Source organism: Phenylobacterium sp., from assembly GCF_031425575.1.
Taxonomy (GTDB): Bacteria; Pseudomonadota; Alphaproteobacteria; order Caulobacterales; family Caulobacteraceae; genus Phenylobacterium.
Genome location: NZ_JANPJP010000015.1, coordinates 1 through 15,444, shown reverse-complemented (window position 1 = coordinate 15,444; position 15,444 = coordinate 1). Strand labels below are relative to the sequence as shown.

The following is a 15,444-nucleotide window of genomic DNA, read 5'->3' as shown; positions in this document are numbered from 1 at the left end:
CCTGTCTCGTCGCGACCTGGAAGGGACGCCTAGCTCGGCGAGCCGGTGTTCTGGGCCGCGGTGGCGGTCGGGGCCTTGGCCGCGCCCGTGGTGGGCGCCTGGCCGGCGGGGCCGCCCGAGGTGGCCGGAGGCGTCGCCGTCGAGCCGGTGGCGGTGGGGTCGCTGGCCGAGGCCGCTACGCCCGCATCGGCGGCGGCGGGAGCCGCGGCGGCCGCCGGGTTCGGCGCGGGGAAGGGCACCGTGCCGCCCTTGGAGTTCAGATAGGCCAGCAGGTTGATGCGGTCTTCCGGCTTCTTCAGGCCGACAAAGCCCATCTTGGTGCCCGGCATCGCCTTGGTGGGGTTCTTGAGGAACTCCGACAGGTTTTCATAGTCCCAGATCGGATGCGTGGCGCTGTATTCCACCATGGCGGCGGAGTAGGCGAAGCCGGCATGCGAGCCAGGCTTGCGCCCGACGACGGCCCACTGGTTGGGTCCGGTGCCGTTGGCGCCGCCGTTATCGATGGTGTGGCAGGACTTGCACTTGGCGAACACCGCTTCGCCCGCGGCGATGTCGGCGACCGGCAGGACGGTGCCCCAGTCGATGGGCGCATCGGCCACGGGGCCGCCGGCGCCAGCCTCCTCGGCCACCTCGATGGCGTAGCCGGGCTTCTCCGCCTTTTCGGCGGCGAACATGCCGGTGGTGATCTCGCGGAGGCCGACAATGGCCAGACCCGTCGCCAGCACGGCGCCGGCGACTTTATTGAACGTAAGGTCGCTCATCGTCTTGAAATCGGCCCTCTAATCGGCCGGCCCAAAGACCGGCGGAAGCGCGGGAATCCCCGCCCCTTATTGCGCCCGCGTCTCTTACACGCTACCGGCGCTGGCGCAACCGGCCAGTTGGTCGCTCCCCAGGTCACCTCCGTGATCTGGGCATTTTGGAGTTGGAGCGGAATGCGGGCGGTTCCCACTTTCCCTCATTCGCTCAGTCCCTCATGAACCCCATCGTCCTGATCCCCGCCCGGCTTGCGGCCACCCGGCTACCCAACAAGCCCCTCGCCGACATCGAGGGGATACCGATGATTGTCCGGGTTCTGCGCCAGGCCCAGGCCGCAAATCTTGGTCCGGTGGCCGTCGCGGCAGGCGATTCGGAGATCGTGGAGGCGGTCGTCGCCGCCGGCGGCCGAGCCGTTCTCACAGACCCCGATCTGCCCTCCGGCTCCGATCGGCTGGTGGCGGCCCTGGCCGAGCTGGACCCGCAGCGCGTCCACGACGTGGTGATCAACCTGCAAGGCGACATGCCCTTTGTGGCGCCGGCCGACCTCGCGGCCTGCGCGGCCCTGCTGAGCGACCAGCCCGCCTGCGACATCGCCACCATCGTGGAGAAGGAAGCCTCGCCAGAGGTCCGCACCAATCCCGACATGGTCAAGGCGGTGCTGGCCATGCAACCCGACGGCAGGACCGGCCGAGCGCTCTACTTCACCCGCTCCACCCTCTATGGCGACGGGCCGGTGTGGCACCACCACGGCATCTACGCCTATCGCCGTGCGGCCCTGGAGGCCTTCACCCAGGCCCAGCCGTCGCCGCTGGAGCAGAGGGAGAAGCTGGAACAGCTGCGGGCCATGGAACTGGGACTGTCTATCTGGGCGACGGTGGTCGACAGCGCGCCGATCTCGGTGGACAACCCCGCCGATCTTGAGCGGGCGCGGGCCTTCGCCCGGCAAATCGGAGTCAGGTCATGAGCACGGGGCGGATCGCCTTCCAGGGGGAGCTGGGCGCCAACAGCCACGAGGCCTGCGTCGCGGCCTTCCCGGACATGACACCGGTGGCCCACCCGACCTTCGAGGAGGCCTTCGAGGCCATCAAGTCCGGCGACTGCCAGCTGGGCATGATCCCGGTGGAGAACTCCATCGCCGGCCGGGTCGCCGATGTTCACCACCTGCTGCCCAATTCGGGGCTGAAGATCATCGGCGAGCGGTTCAAGCCGATCCACTTCCAGCTGATGGTCAATCCCGGCGTGAAGCTGGAGGCGGTGAAGACCGTCGCCTCCATGCCCATCGCGCTCGCCCAATGCCGCAAGACCATCCGCCGGCTGAAGCTGAAGACCGAGCAGGTGGGGGACACCGCGCTTTCGGCCAAGCTGCTGTCGGAACATCCTGATCCCACCAAGGCGGCGATCGCGCCGGCCCTGGCCGCCGAGCTCTATGGCCTGGAGATCCTGGCCCGGGACATCGAGGACACGCACAACAACACCACCCGCTTCCTGGTGATGACCGCGGACAAGGCGCCGCCGCCGGCGCCCTTCACCAGCCCCTGCGTGACGAGTTTCGTGTTCCGGGTGCGCAACCTGCCGGCGGCCCTCTACAAGGCCATGGGCGGGTTCGCCACCAATGGGGTGAACATGACCAAGCTGGAGAGCTACATGGAGAACGGAGCCTTCACGGCGACCTTCTTCTACTCGGAGGTGGACGGCCGCCCGGAAGACCGCAACTTGGCGCTGGCCTTCGAGGAGCTGCAGTTCTTCTCCGAGCAGTTCGAGATCCTCGGCGTCTATCCCGCCGACCCGTTCCGGACCCGCGTCTGATGCGCACCATCGAGATGGACGGTGCGGCCTATCCCAGCATCAAGGCCTTCTGCGAGGACCTGAAGACCGAGATCAGGGCCCTGCCCGGGCACGGCTCCAGCATCGAGTCCTTCGTGGACTCGATGATCTGGGCCAATGGCATGAGCGAGCTGGCGCCGCCCTACATGATCCGCGTGCGCGGCCTGCACGGCGGTCCGCTGGCTGAGTTCGTCAAGGACCTCTCCAACGCCCTGGGCCAGGCCCGCATGGAGGTGCGAAACCGTCGCGCCGAGGACGTCGAGGTCATTCTGTCGCTGCGACGGTAGAAGAACCTCCCCAGGTGCGCCGCGCGATAGGGGCAGACGCGGGATTAGCTAGACTGTCCAACCGGCGCGCCCTGGGTTCTCGAAGGCGCTTCCCACCCAACTAATTGAAATAGCTAAGCTTGTGTCACGCTTAACGGCTCGGCTATGTCGGGGCGTGGGCCGAGCAAGCTTGCAGCGCGAATATGCCTCCACCGCAGTGAAAGTGTCCTGACATGGCCTTCGTCGTTTTCGCCGGCCAGTCGAACATCGGGGGCGCCTTCATGAGTGCGGCGACCCTCAGCAAGCCGTGGGTCCTCGACCCGCTGACCTTCATCTGGGACCAGGGCGGGAAGGCCTGGGCACAGATGCAGCCCGGCGTGAACACCGGCTACGGCGGGCAATCTGGGGTCTGGGGTCCCGAGGTTCAGTTCGCCCTCGACTTTCGAGCGAAATTTCCGGGCGAAGTCCTCAATATCCTAAAGACGGCCGACGGCGGCACTGGCTTAGCGCTCGATCCGGCGGCTTGGCACTACGACTGGTCGCCGCAAAGCCGTGACGAGCTCTTCGACCGCACGTCCGCTGCGATCGCTGAGGCCGGGGCGAGCCTGGGCGGAGTGCGCCCCGGCGCAGTCTTCTTCGGGCAGGGCGAAGAGGACGCGACCCACGCCGACGCCGCGGGCGCATACGCCGCGAACCTGCCCAGCTTTTTGACGGCGGTGCGGCTGCAGTGGATGGGTGACGCCAGCGGCAAGGTTGGCCTCTTCCAGATAGCCTCCACCACGCCCCATGCGGAGCTGGTGCGCGCCGCCCAGCAGTCCACCGACCGTCACGATCCGAATGCCGCCAGCTTCGACACCAACGGCTTCCCGCTGCAGGTCGACGGCATCCATTATGCCCCAGCGGGGTACAATATGATCGGCGCCAGCTTCATGCGCGCGTACGAGGCCTGGCGCGGCGGCGAACCGGGGGCCAACTCGCCAGCAGGCGCCGGTCAGGTCTTAAATGGCACGGCGGGCGCCGACATTTTGTTAGGAGGCGCGGCGAACGATAGCCTTGGCGGCGGCCCGGGCGAGGATTTCATGCGCGGCGGCGAGGGTGATGACCTCATGTCCGGCGGCGACGCGTTTGATGACATGCACGGCAACCAGGGGTCCGACACCTTGGCTGGAAATGCGGGCGGGGACTGGGTGGTTGGGGGCAAGGACAACGACCTGCTGTTCGGCGAGGACGGCGACGACATCGTCTATGGCAATCTCGGCAGTGACACCTGCGATGGCGGAGCGGGTCAGGATCTGGTTCGCGGCGGCCAGGGGGACGACGTGCTCTTTGGGTGGAGCGGCGCCGACTGGCTCTCAGGCGACCGGGGTGACGACACCATTTCTGGTGGGTCAGGGGCCGACACATTCCACACCTTTGGCGAGGCGGGGCTCGACCTTGTGCTAGATTTCAACTTCGCCGAGGGTGATCGCGTGAACCTGCTTTCAGGAACGGCCTACGTCGCCATCCAATCCGGTTCCGACGTGGTGATCGACATGACTGGCGGCGGCCAGCTCGTGCTCCAGGCCGTTCAAATTTCATCGCTGGGCCCAGGCTGGATATTTGGCGCCTAGGCCGTCAGTGCAATTCATCGGACGGTGAACCGACTACTGGGCGCCTGAAAGACGACACGCCCTAGGGGGATCGACGCCGTCGATGCCGTCGACCCGAACGAGGGTCAAAGTCCCCACAGTCAGCTCCCCGGAGGGGGAGCATCTATCAGGCCGCCGCGGCGATCAGGGCGTCGTCGATCTGGGTGGCGCGGGTGTCGGCGGGGCGGGAGGTCATGCGGTCCGCATAGTCCTTGAACACCTGGCGCGGCTCGATGGAGCCGAACTGCATGCCCCACGCGAGGTGCGAGGCGACATAGAGGTCGGCGGCGGTGAAGCTGTCGCCGACCAGGTAGTCGCGACCGGTGAGCGCCTTCTCCAGGGTGTCCATGACGTCGCCCAGGTCACCCCAGCCGGCCGAGCGCTTGCTGTCGGCGGAGACTTCGAAGCCCAGGCTCTTGACCGTGACGGCGGCCTCCAGCGGGCCGGCGGCGAAGAACAGCCAGCGGTAGTAGTCGCCGCGCAGCTTGCTCCCCACCGGGGGCGCTAGGTTGGCCTGCGGGAAGGCGTCGGCCATATAGGCGCAGATGGCGGCGCATTCGGTTATCACGGTGTCGCCGTGCCTGACGGCCGGCACCTTGCCCATGGGGTTCACCGCCAGATAGGCCGGGTCCTTCATGGCGTCGAAGTCGAGGATTTGGGTCTCGTAGGGCTGGCCGACCTCTTCCAGCAGCCAACGGATGATGCGACCGCGCGACATGGGGTGGGTGTAGAAGACGATCTGGTCCGACATGGCTGTTTCCTCCGTTGGTGGAGGCATCCTAGGCCACCCTGCTGACAGCAGTGTGGCAGCATCCTAGAGCGCGTTGGAAATAAGCTGTCCGTCGGCGTCCAGGCGTCCCTTGGATTGGTCGAGCATGACCAAGACATTGCCCTGAGTATCCATGACCACGGCGCAACGCCCGATGGGGATGTCGAACGGGGCGCGGATCTCACGGCCGCCCGAGGCGATGAAGCGGGCGAAGGCGGCGTCGGTGTGGGCCACCAGCAGATTGACCTCCGGCCCCAGCTGGGTGTGCAGGACCAGTTCGGCGTCGGTGTCGGGCATGGAGAGCCCGGCGGCGACAGGTGAGCGCCAGATCACCCCGTGTCCCAGGCCCTCATAGAAGGCGATGGCGGCGTCCAGGTCGTCCGCCTTCAGCATCAGGCAGTCCAGCTTGCGGAAAAGCGGTTCAACCATCCGAGCCCCCTGTTTGGACGATCCTAGCTGACCCCGCCGCCAGCGCTCTGTCAGCAGTCAGCTCTCCGCCCAGGCCTTGATGAGCTGGTGGGCGATGGCCATGGGGCCGGGGGCGAAGGTGTTGGGCAGCTTGCCGGCCAGCAGGGTGCGGGCCTCTTCCTTGGTGAACCAGCGGACTTCGGACAGCTCGGTCTGGTCCGGCGTCGCGTCGTCGTCCTCCACTTGGGCGATCAGGCCGATCATCAGGGACGACGGATAGGGCCAGGGCTGGGTGGAGTGGTAGACGACCGACGAGGTCTTCAGCCCCGCCTCCTCGTGCAGTTCGCGAGCGCAGGCCTCTTCGATGGTCTCGCCGGGCTCCAGGAACCCGGCCAGGGAGGAGAACATGCCCGCCGGCCAGACTTCCTGGCGGCCCAGCATGCAGCGCTCGCCATGCACGGCCAGCATGATCACCACGGGATCGGTGCGAGGGAAGTGCTCGGCCTTGCAGGCGGGACAGGCGCGCTTCCAGCCGCCCTCGGCCACCAGGGACGGCTCGCCGCAGTTGGCGCAGTGCTGGTGGCGCCGGCGCCATTCGAACATCTGCTTGGCCGTGGCCAGGATGGCGGCGTCGGTGTGGGGCAGGCGGGTGGCCAAGGCCCTCAGGTCCTCGAACCGGCCCAGGCCCGAGAGCGGCCCGTCGGCTGGGTCGGCGCCCCCGTCTAGGTCGACGGCGAAGACCGCGGTCTCCTTCCAGAGGCCCATGAACAGCAGGGTCTCGGCCCCGCCGGAGAGCTCCGCCACCATCTTGGCCGGCAGGTAGGCGATCTGCACCCCGCCGTCCTTGCTGTTCTCCACCAAGGGCTTGCCGTTCCACAGGGCGATGCCCAGGGATTCGTCGGACTTCAGCCGTTCGTTGAGCCAGGTGTCGTCCTTCCGGCGCTCGCTGGCGCGGTTCAGGGGGTTTCCGGCGAAGGTGTTCTGGAAGGAAGAAAGAGCCATGAAAGCTCTCTTAGCGTCGCCCAAGCTTGCGCGCGAGCCTCAAGGTCGCGATATAGGGGGTGGAGATCGGCGACGGGCGGACGCCTCGCCAACCCGGTCAGGTCCGGAAGGAAGCAGCCGCAACGAGTTTCGCTCCGGGTCGTCGTTCGGTCTCCACCCATCCTATCTCTGAAAGCGCCAACGGCGCGGGGCGCATGGCCGACGAAGATCTCTCGCTCGATCCCGAAACGCCCGAGCGTGATCCCAATACGGAGGACATGTTCGGAGCGCCGCCACCCGCGCCGGTGACGCCTCCGCAGGAGGCCTCGGCGGCCTACACCGTTATCGCCCGCAAATACCGGCCCCGCACCTTCGACGACCTCTATGGCCAGGAAGCCATGGTGCGGACGCTGAAGAACGCCTTCTCCACCGGTCGCATCGCCCACGCCTTCATGCTCACGGGCGTGCGCGGGGTGGGCAAGACCACCACCGCGCGCCTGCTGGCGCGTGCGCTCAACTACGAGACCGACGCCATCCACGAGCCGACCCTGGATCTCCGCGAGGAGGGCCGGCACTGCAAGGCGATCATCGAGGGGCGGCACATGGATGTGCTGGAGCTCGACGCCGCCAGCCGCACCAAGGTGGAGGACATGCGCGAGCTGCTGGACGGGGTGCGCTACGCCCCCGTCGAGGCGCGCTACAAGGTCTACATCATCGACGAAGTGCACATGCTCTCCACCTCGTCCTTCAACGCCCTGTTGAAGACCCTGGAAGAGCCGCCGCCGCACGTGAAGTTCATCTTCGCCACCACCGAGATCCGCAAGGTGCCGGTGACCATCCTGTCGCGCTGCCAAAGGTTCGACCTGCGCCGGGTGGAGCCCGACGTGATCGTCAAGAACCTGGAGATGATCACCGAGGCTGAAGGCGTCCGCGTCGACGCTGAGGGCCTGTTGCTGATCGCCCGCGCAGCCGAGGGCTCGGTGCGCGACGCCCAGTCGATGCTGGACCAGGCCATCGTCCAGGGAGAGCCCGGACAGACGGTGCCGGCCACCCTGATCCGCGACATGCTCGGCCTGGCCGACCGGGCCCAGACCATCACCCTGTTCGAACAGACCATGCGCGGGGAGCCCGGCCCCGCCATCGAGACCTTCCGCACCCTCTACGGCTACGGCGCCGACCCAGGCCAGGTGATGCTGGACCTGCTGGAGCACGCGCACTCAGCGTCTGTCGCGAAGGCCATCGGGGCCCACGCCCTGATCATGCCGCGCGAGCAGGCCGGACGGCTGGCGGCCATCGGCGCCGCGGTCTCGGCGGGCACCCTGTCGCGGATGTGGCAGATGCTGCTGCGCGCCTATGACGAGGTGCGCCGGTCTCCGGACCCGGCCGCGGCGGTGGACATGGCCCTGATCCGCCTGGCCTACGCCGCCGACCTGCCCGGGCCCGAGGAGGCGCTGAGGCGCATCCAGACCGGCGACGCTATGGGCGGCGCGCCCGCGCCTTCCGGCGGCGGTGGCGGCGGGGGCGGCGCTGCGAGCCAGGGGGGCGGTGGAAGCGTCACGGCCCAGGCCCGCGTCCTGGCGCCCGAACCCCAGGCGGCCGAGGCGCCGCCGGTGCTGCAGTCCTTCGCCGACGTCATCGCCCTGATCGAGAAGAAGCGCGATATCGCCCTGCGCCTCGACGTCGAACGCTATGTGCGGCCGGTCAGCTTCCGGCCCGGCGCCATCGAGTTCGAACCCGCGCCCGGCGCGCCCTCGAACCTGGCCCAGCGCCTGATCGGGCGGCTGAGGGAATGGACCGGCCAGCCGTGGCTGATCGCCGCCCAGGGCGGCGGCGGGGCCGAAAGCCAGTGGGAACGGCAGAAGCGTGAGGAGCGCGAGGTGCGCTCAGAGATCGAGCAGGACCCCTTTGTCCTCTCGGTGATGAAGAGTTTCCCGGGCGCCGAGATCATCAGCATCCGCACCCTGCCGACGCCGGAGGCCTCGCCGGCCGACGCGCCACCGGAAGACGACGAAGACTAGCTGGTTCATGATGCGAGTGAGGGTTCGATGAAGGATTTGGGCGGCCTGATGAAACAGGCCCAGGCCATGCAGCAGAAGCTGGCCGAGGCGCAGGAACGTCTGGCGCAGCTGGTCATCGAGGGCACCTCGGGCGGCGGCATGGTCAAGCTCACCCTGAAGGGCACCGGCGAACTGGCCTCGGTCGAGATCGACGAGAGCCTGCTGGCGCCGGGGGAAGGCGAGGTGATCTCCGACCTGATCGTCGCCGCCCACGCCGACGCCAAGCGCAAGCTGGACGCTCAGCAGGCCGAAATGATGCGCAACGCCGCCGGCCCGCTGGCGGGCATGGGCCTGCCCGGGATGCCGAAGTTCTAGAGCTTGAGTTCGAAGCGGGCGACCTGGTTCGTCCGGTCCATCAGCTCCTGGGTCGCGGTCCCGATCTCGACGAAACCTTCGCGTACCCAGAAGCGCCGGGCGGCCGGATTCTGGTCCTGGACGATCAGCCGGATCGCGCGGCCCTCCTGGCTCAGGATCCAAGGCCTAAAGGCCGCCAGGATGCGCTCGCCCAGCCCCTGGCCCCGGTCCTCCGGCGCCACGAGCAGCAGGCCCAGATACCAGACGTGGCGCTCGGGGAAGTCCCGCAGCAGGTCGATTGCGGCGGTCAGCCCTTGGTCCGTCCAGACCCCGATGACGAACTTGTCCCGCAGCGGATGGTCGGGTGGCGCGTCCACCAGCAACTCACGAGCGGCGTAGGGCTCGGGCGGATGGCCGGTGACCAGGACTTCGAAGTCCTCGCAGCGTTCCAGCAGGACCTGGAGTTCCTCGACGGCCGACCCCGAGATCAAGGCCAGCTGGGCGCCCTCGACGTGGGGCAGATCGGGGGTGGTCATGGCGCGAGCTGCCCTCGACATCTACATAGGAACAACCCGACAATCCCTTGAATCGCCCCCGCATCGCCAGGAGCCAGATTGGCCGCCTCCGCTGGACCTGAAATCGAGCGCCTGATCGCCCTGCTTTCGAAGCTGCCGGGCCTGGGCCCGCGCTCGGCGCGCCGCGCGGCGCTCGCCCTGCTCAAGCGGCGGGAGCAATTGCTGCAGCCGCTCGCCGAGGCGCTGGCGGTGGCGTCCGAGCGGGTGAAGACCTGCTCGACCTGCGGGTCTCTGGACACCCAGGACCCCTGCGCCATCTGCGACGACCGCTCCCGCGACCCGACCCTGGTCTGTGTGGTGGAGGAGGTGGGGGCGCTCTGGGCCATGGAGCGGGCCAGCGCCTTCCGAGGCCGCTACCACGTCCTGGGCGGCCTGCTGTCGGCCCTCGACGGCGTGGGCCCCGAGGCGTTGCGGGTCAATTCCCTGGTCACGCGGGCCATGGAGGAGGGGGTGACCGAGGTGATCCTCGCCCTTCCGGCTACCGTGGACGGCCAGACCACCGCCCACTACCTGGCCGAACGCCTCTCCAACGCCCACGTCTCGGTGACCATGCTGGCCCGCGGTGTGCCGGTGGGGGGCGAGCTGGACTGGCTAGACGACGGGACGATCGCGCAGGCGATGCGAGCGCGGCGGCCGGCGTAGCCCTTTCCTCCCCTGCGCGGTCCCCCTTCCCCGTAAACGGGGCAGGAAAGATCAGAGCGGCCGACGCGCCACCCAGACCAGGCCCGACCAACTGTGGCCGTCGTGGGTCGAGGTGAAATCGAGGGTTTCCTCCCGCTGCAGTCCGAGCTTGCGCATCACCGCCTGGGATCGGTGGTTGGTGGCCGCGGTATAGCTGAGCACTTCGTCGAGGCCGCAGCGGGTGAAGCCGTCGATGAGGCTGGCGCGGGCGGCCTCGGTGGCGATGCCGGAACCCCAGCTCGCGCGCGTCAGGCGCCAGCCGATCTCCACATTGGGCGAGCGGGGATGCCAGGTGTCGATGGGCATGATCCCCACATAGCCAAGGAAGGCGCCCGCGGGGTCGGTGACCACCCAGCGGGCGTAGCCCAGCCGGTCATAGGCGGCGCGGTAGCGGGCCATCTTGGCCGCCGCGGCGTCACGGTCCACGGGTCCGCCGGCGTCGGCTTGGACCTCGGGGTCGGCCAGCAGGTTGGCGAAGGCGTCGAGGTCCTCGTCGCGCCAGGGCCGCAGGATCGTCCGTTGCGTGGTGATCATCAGGTCGCCCTCCCGGGGGAATCTGGTAGCACGGCGGCAGGCCGACGAACGAGGCGCCCATGTACGGAATCCTGTGCGCGACCCCGGAGGAGCTGGCGGCCCTGCAGGCGCGATTGTCGGTCAGCTCCCAGCCGGTGGCCTATGGGCCGACCCAGGTCTGGACCGGGAGCCATCAGGGCGCAGACTTCGCCCTGGCCCTAGCCGGCATGGGCAAGGTCAATGCGGCGGCCGCGGCCACCCTGCTGCTGTCGGTCTTCCAGGCCGACACCCTGATCTTCGCCGGCGTGGCCGGGGGGCTGAACCCGGAGCTGGGGGTGGGGTCGGTGCTGCTGGCGGAACGGCTGGACATCCACGACTACGGCCACGTCTTCGAGGGCGCCTTCACCCCGACGCGGTCGGGGCAGATGCCGATCGGGGCGGCCCGGCTGACGACCCTGACACCGGTGGCGGGGCCGGTCGCGGCAAACCTCGCCAGGCTGCGGGATGCGGTCGCCGGAGAGCTTGCCCACCCGATCGCCCTGGGAGGCGTGATCACCGCCGACTATTTCCTCAACTGCGCGGTGACCCGGGACCAGCTGCACGCAGCCTTCGGCGCCGACGCCATCGACATGGAGTCCGGCGCCGTGGACCAGGTGGCCCTGGCCTGGAGCCGGCCGCTCTATGTGATCCGCACGCTGTCAGACCTGGCCGGGGCGGAGAGTCACCTCAGCTATCTGGAGATGGCGCAGATGGCGGCGGACAACTCGGCCCTCTGCGTGCCGGCCCTGCTGGCGATTCTCCGCGACTCCGCGTAAAGAACGGAGCATGAACTCCCTGCTGATCTTCCTCGTCATCGCCCTCGTGGCGGCCGCCATCGGCTTCACCTGGGCCTTGATGGAGCGCGGCCGCGCCAACCGGGCCGAGGCGCGGTCCTGGGCGCTGCAGGATTCAGCCTCGCGCCTGAAGCTCATCGAGGAGCAGGGCGGGCGCAACGCCGCCATCATCCAGGCCGAGGCGGCCAACGCCATCGCCGAACAGGTGCTCAAGCGCGCCGACGAGACCTTCCACAACCGCGAGCAGTTGGCCCAGGCGCGGCTGGAGGCCCAGCTCAAGCCGGTGGCCGAGAGCCTGGCCAAGTTCCAGGAGCAGGTGGTGGCGGTCGAGAAAACCCGCGCCGAGGAGACCGGCGGCCTGAAGGCCCAGATCAGCCAGCTGCTGCTGGCGTCGACCGCGACCCAGGAAGAGGCGCGCAAGCTGTCGGCCGCCCTGCGACGGGGGGCCGGCGTCCAGGGCCGCTGGGGCGAGCAGACCCTGCGCAACGTCCTGGAGGCGGCCGGCCTGCACAATCGCTACGACTTCGACGAACAGACCTCCACCGACACCGAGGAGGGCCGTCGCCGCCCTGACGTCACCGTGCGCCTGCCGGGCGGGGCGGTGTTCGTCATCGACGCCAAGTGTTCGTTGAACGCCTTTCTCGACGCCCAGGACGCCACCGACGAGGTGATCCGCGAAGCCTGCTACGTGCGCCACGCCCAGAGCGTGCGGACCCACATGGTCGGTCTCTCGGGCAAGTCCTACTGGGACCAGTTCAACCAGGGCTCGCCGGACTTCGTGGCCATGTTCATCCCCGGCGACAGCTTCCTGGCCGCCGCCCTGGACCGGATGCCGGAACTGATGACCGAGGCCATGGACAAGCGGGTGCTGGTGGTGACGCCCACCACCCTCTTCGCCCTGTGCAAGGCGGTGGTCTACGGCTGGCGGGTGGAGGAACAGGCCGCCAACGCCCAGGAGATCTCCAAGCTGGGGCGCGAGCTCTACAAGCGCCTGTCGGTGATGGGGGGGCACGCGGCCTCGGTCGGCAAGGCCCTGGAGGCCGCTGTCGGCCGCTACAACTCCTTCGTCGGCTCCCTGGAGACCCAGGTCATGACCCAGGCGCGGCGTTTCGAAGACCTGCAGGTGGACCACGAGGGCAAGGAGTTGCCGGAACTGGGTCCTGTCGAGACCGGCATCCGGCCCCTCACCAAGCTCGCCATCGAGGCTCCGGACGACGACGCGCCGTCCGCCGCCGTCTTGACGCTCAAAGGCGGCTGACCTACCTGAAAACCATGGCTCTCCGCGAAATCCTCGTCGTTCCCGACCCCGTGCTGAAACAGGTCTCCGCCCCCGTCGAGGTGGTGGACGACGCGCTGCGCGCCCTGATGGACGACATGCTGGAGACGATGTACGCCGCGCCGGGCATTGGCCTGGCGGCGATCCAGGTCGGGGTGCCCAAGCAGGTGATCGTCATGGACCTGGCGGCCCCCGACACCCCGCCGGAACCCCGCTATTTCGTGAACCCGGAAATCCTCTGGTCGTCGGAGGACACCGCCCCCTACGAAGAGGGCTGCCTGTCGATCCCGGAGATCTATGACGAGGTCGAGCGCCCCGCCCGGGTGAAGCTGAAGTACCTGAACTACCAGGGCGAGGAAGTGATTGAGGACGCAGAAGGCCTGTTCGCCGTCTGCATCCAGCACGAGATGGATCACCTGAAGGGCGTGCTCTTCATCGACTACCTCTCGCGCCTGAAGCGCGACCGGGCGGTCGCCAAGGTGAAGAAGCAGGTCCGGGCCGCCTAAAGACCTTCGTGAGGGGTCCGCCCGCGCGGGAGGGGACGACCGGTCATGGACGTGACCGAGTGCCCCGACCAGATCCCCCCCGGGACCCGATCCCGACCTCACCCGATAATCCTATTCAGGGCCGCGGTTCGATCGGTCGCCTACGCGGGCCGGTAAGCGCTCCGGACCTGGGCGCTGGATATCAATGGAGCCGACCGGGCGTGATGGCGTTTTCTGGTACGGTCCCCAAAATGAGGATTCGTTCCCGGCGCCCATGACCGACACCTCGCCGCCGGGTCACAACCGGCCCTTCCCCTATAACCGGCTCGACGCCTTCCTCACCCGGCCGGGGCTGGACGAGGCCATGCGCAGGTCTGTGCGCGGGGCGGTGGCCTATTACGATGCGGCGCCGACCCTGCACCGCGACGTCAAGGACGTCAGCCGTTTCATGCTCGGCGTGCTGGCCCTCTATCTGGACGCCAGCGGCGGCCTGACCCATCGGCGTTTGCGGGAGCTGTCGGGCAAGAGCGGCATCCTCAGCGCCGGAACCGCAACGGCGGTGCTGCTGCGGCTGCAGCTGATCGGCTACGTCACTCGGGCCGACGCCGCCAATGGCCACAGCCGGCCCTACAAGCCGACGCCGGCCATGGAGGCCGCCTTCCGGGGACGGATGCGGATCGAGTTCGAGGCCCTGGCCCACGTCACCGACGAGGTCGACCTGATGCTGGCCCGGTTCGATGAGCCGGAGGTCTTCGCCATGCTGATGGCGATGATGGGCGACCAGGCGATGATGGCGGCGGGCTCGCCCAACCCCGACATCGCGGCGTTCAACGCGCTGGCCATGCGCTCTGCGGGCCTGCTGATCCTGTTCGAGGTGATGGCCAGGGCCGATACCGGAGGAGCCTTCCCGCCGGTGGGGGAGGTGGAGCTGTCGGTGGCCGCCATCGCCCGGCGCTACCAGGTCTCCCGCAGCCACGTCCTGTCGGTGCTTCGGGATATCGAGGCCGCGGGATGGATCGAGAAGGGCCCAAGGGAAGGGGCTTGGATCCTGCTGCCCGCCCTGCGGGCCGACATCCGCATCTTCTACGGCATCACCTATCTGGGCCTGATCCGCGCCACCGAGATGGCGTTCGAACGGCTGGAGGCGGGACAGAAGGCGGGGTGAAGGTGAGGCGCCCTCTCCCTCAGTGGAGAAGGCCTCGGGTTTCCTAGTTCTTGGCGTCGGCCGCGGCGGCGTCGATCTTGGCGTCGGCGGTGGCGGCGGCTTCGCTGGCCTTGTCGCCGGCCTTGTCGGCGCCTTCCTTCAGCTCGGCGCCGGCGGTAGCGAAGGCGTCCTTGGCCGCGGCGCCGGCTTCGGCCGCGCCTTCCTTGATGTCATTGCCCACCGCCTTCATCTCGGGGCTGGTGGCGACCTCCTTGGTGGCCTCGCCGATCTTGGCGGCGGCGGCCTTGGCGTTGTCCCCGGCGTCGGACTGTTCGGACTTGGAGCAGGCGGCCACCGACAGGGTGGCGACGGCGAGGGCGACGAGGGCGTAGCGCATGGAACAAATCTCCGGGTGAAGCCTGGCGGTAACGGCCACGCTTGCTTGAGGTTCCCTATTTTCCCCTGCGCCGCTAAACGAAGCGCCATGCGCCTGGCCTTCCTTGGAACCCCCGACTTCGCTGTCGCCTGCCTGTCGGCCCTGGTCGACGCGGGCCATGAGATCGTGGCGGTCTATTCTCAGCCACCCGCCCCGCGCGGGCGGGGCCAGGAGCTGAAGCCGTCGCCGGCCCACGCCTTTGCGCTCGAACGCGGCATCCCGGTGCGGACACCGGTTTCCATGCGCGATCCCGAAGAGATCGCCGCCTTCGCCGCCCTCGATCTGGACGCCGCCGTGGTGGTGGCCTTCGGCCAGATCCTGCCGGGCGAGGTGCTCGACGCCCCCCGGCTGGGGTCCTTCAACCTGCACGCCTCCCTGCTGCCGCGCTGGCGCGGCGCCGCGCCGATCCAGCGCGCGATCATGGCCGGCGACCGGGTGACCGGGGTCGAGGTCATGCGCATGACCGAGGGCCTGGACGAGGGGCCGGTCCTGGCCTCGGAGACCCTGCGCATCGACGC

The 15,444-nt window shown here is 68.6% G+C and carries 19 protein-coding genes and 1 other RNA gene; 13 read left to right on the top strand and 7 right to left on the bottom strand.

Going from position 1 to position 15,444, the window contains the following annotated elements; translation table 11 throughout:
* Nucleotides 1-29 precede the first annotated feature (29 nt).
* Nucleotides 30-761 carry a cytochrome c family protein gene (locus tag RMO97_RS00715; protein ID WP_310538648.1) on the bottom strand — a complete coding sequence of 244 codons (732 nt, stop codon included), beginning with the start codon at nucleotides 759-761 and terminating at the stop codon, nucleotides 30-32.
* Nucleotides 762-973: 212 nt separating this feature from the next.
* On the opposite strand from RMO97_RS00715, the gene RMO97_RS00710 reads away from it, so the two are divergent.
* The 4 genes from RMO97_RS00710 (at nucleotide 974) to RMO97_RS00695 (ending at nucleotide 4,456) form a co-directional block, all read left to right on the top strand.
* Nucleotides 974-1,720 (top strand): 3-deoxy-manno-octulosonate cytidylyltransferase, encoded by a 747-nt coding sequence (locus RMO97_RS00710; protein WP_310538647.1) that lies wholly within the window; start codon nucleotides 974-976, stop codon nucleotides 1,718-1,720.
* Nucleotides 1,717-2,562, top strand: a complete 846-nt coding sequence (locus tag RMO97_RS00705; protein ID WP_310538646.1) for a prephenate dehydratase — start codon at nucleotides 1,717-1,719, stop codon at nucleotides 2,560-2,562. Before RMO97_RS00710 ends, RMO97_RS00705 begins: the two co-directional genes overlap by 4 nt.
* Entirely contained in the window at nucleotides 2,562-2,867 is a 306-nt protein-coding gene (locus tag RMO97_RS00700) for a hypothetical protein (protein ID WP_310538645.1), read from the top strand. Before RMO97_RS00705 ends, RMO97_RS00700 begins: the two co-directional genes overlap by 1 nt.
* Nucleotides 2,868-3,079: 212 nt before the next feature.
* Nucleotides 3,080-4,456, top strand: a complete 1,377-nt coding sequence (locus RMO97_RS00695; RefSeq protein WP_310538644.1) for a sialate O-acetylesterase — start codon at nucleotides 3,080-3,082, stop codon at nucleotides 4,454-4,456.
* Nucleotides 4,457-4,601: 145 nt separating this feature from the next.
* On the opposite strand, the gene RMO97_RS00690 is transcribed toward RMO97_RS00695, so the two are convergent.
* From RMO97_RS00690 to nudC, 3 genes are all read right to left on the bottom strand, one after another.
* On the bottom strand, nucleotides 4,602-5,225 hold the full coding sequence (locus RMO97_RS00690; protein ID WP_310538643.1) for a glutathione S-transferase family protein: 624 nt from the start codon (nucleotides 5,223-5,225) through the stop codon (nucleotides 4,602-4,604).
* Between the two features lie 63 nt (nucleotides 5,226-5,288).
* Entirely contained in the window at nucleotides 5,289-5,672 is a 384-nt protein-coding gene (locus tag RMO97_RS00685) for a VOC family protein (protein WP_310538642.1), read from the bottom strand.
* Nucleotides 5,673-5,729: 57 nt separating this feature from the next.
* On the bottom strand, nucleotides 5,730-6,653 hold the full coding sequence (gene nudC / locus RMO97_RS00680) for an NAD(+) diphosphatase (protein WP_310538641.1): 924 nt from the start codon (nucleotides 6,651-6,653) through the stop codon (nucleotides 5,730-5,732).
* Nucleotides 6,654-6,713: 60 nt separating this feature from the next.
* On the opposite strand from nudC, the gene ffs reads away from it, so the two are divergent.
* The 3 genes from ffs (at nucleotide 6,714) to RMO97_RS00665 (ending at nucleotide 9,004) form a co-directional block, all read left to right on the top strand.
* An RNA gene (ffs, locus tag RMO97_RS00675) (signal recognition particle sRNA small type) lies at nucleotides 6,714-6,812 on the top strand.
* 35 nt (nucleotides 6,813-6,847) lie between these two features.
* On the top strand, nucleotides 6,848-8,650 hold the full coding sequence (locus RMO97_RS00670) for a DNA polymerase III subunit gamma/tau (protein WP_310538640.1): 1,803 nt from the start codon (nucleotides 6,848-6,850) through the stop codon (nucleotides 8,648-8,650).
* 27 nt (nucleotides 8,651-8,677) lie between these two features.
* Entirely contained in the window at nucleotides 8,678-9,004 is a 327-nt protein-coding gene (locus RMO97_RS00665; RefSeq protein WP_304779592.1) for a YbaB/EbfC family nucleoid-associated protein, read from the top strand.
* Here the strand turns inward: RMO97_RS00665 and RMO97_RS00660 are convergent.
* Nucleotides 9,001-9,519, bottom strand: a complete 519-nt coding sequence (locus RMO97_RS00660; RefSeq protein WP_310538639.1) for a GNAT family N-acetyltransferase — start codon at nucleotides 9,517-9,519, stop codon at nucleotides 9,001-9,003. The two genes, RMO97_RS00665 and RMO97_RS00660, sit on opposite strands and share 4 nt — an antisense overlap.
* 78 nt (nucleotides 9,520-9,597) lie before the next feature.
* On the opposite strand from RMO97_RS00660, the gene recR reads away from it, so the two are divergent.
* Nucleotides 9,598-10,200: a recombination mediator RecR gene (gene recR / locus RMO97_RS00655; RefSeq protein ID WP_310538638.1), complete on the top strand. Its 603-nt coding sequence runs from the start codon at nucleotides 9,598-9,600 to the stop codon at nucleotides 10,198-10,200.
* Between the two features lie 51 nt (nucleotides 10,201-10,251).
* Here the strand turns inward: recR and RMO97_RS00650 are convergent, their stop codons facing one another.
* A complete protein-coding gene (locus RMO97_RS00650; RefSeq protein WP_310538637.1) occupies nucleotides 10,252-10,773 on the bottom strand; it encodes a GNAT family N-acetyltransferase in 522 nt (173 codons plus the stop codon).
* Nucleotides 10,774-10,832: 59 nt separating this feature from the next.
* On the opposite strand from RMO97_RS00650, the gene mtnN reads away from it, so the two are divergent.
* From mtnN to RMO97_RS00630, 4 genes are all read left to right on the top strand, one after another.
* Nucleotides 10,833-11,567: a 5'-methylthioadenosine/S-adenosylhomocysteine nucleosidase gene (gene mtnN / locus RMO97_RS00645; RefSeq protein ID WP_310538636.1), complete on the top strand. Its 735-nt coding sequence runs from the start codon at nucleotides 10,833-10,835 to the stop codon at nucleotides 11,565-11,567.
* A 10-nt stretch (nucleotides 11,568-11,577) separates the two neighbouring features.
* Complete coding sequence (locus RMO97_RS00640; protein WP_310538635.1) at nucleotides 11,578-12,843, top strand: DNA recombination protein RmuC; 1,266 nt, start codon at nucleotides 11,578-11,580, stop codon at nucleotides 12,841-12,843.
* A gap of 14 nt (nucleotides 12,844-12,857) precedes the next feature.
* On the top strand, nucleotides 12,858-13,367 hold the full coding sequence (gene def / locus RMO97_RS00635) for a peptide deformylase (protein WP_310538634.1): 510 nt from the start codon (nucleotides 12,858-12,860) through the stop codon (nucleotides 13,365-13,367).
* A 253-nt stretch (nucleotides 13,368-13,620) separates the two neighbouring features.
* Nucleotides 13,621-14,511: a hypothetical protein gene (locus tag RMO97_RS00630; RefSeq protein ID WP_310538633.1), complete on the top strand. Its 891-nt coding sequence runs from the start codon at nucleotides 13,621-13,623 to the stop codon at nucleotides 14,509-14,511.
* Between the two features lie 43 nt (nucleotides 14,512-14,554).
* Here the strand turns inward: RMO97_RS00630 and RMO97_RS00625 are convergent, their stop codons facing one another.
* Entirely contained in the window at nucleotides 14,555-14,887 is a 333-nt protein-coding gene (locus tag RMO97_RS00625) for a cell surface protein (RefSeq protein ID WP_310538632.1), read from the bottom strand.
* An 87-nt stretch (nucleotides 14,888-14,974) separates the two neighbouring features.
* Between RMO97_RS00625 and RMO97_RS00620 the strand changes: the two genes are divergently transcribed.
* Nucleotides 14,975-15,444, top strand: a 470-nt coding sequence (locus tag RMO97_RS00620; RefSeq protein ID WP_310538631.1) for a methionyl-tRNA formyltransferase, incomplete at its 3' end; no start/stop codon positions are given.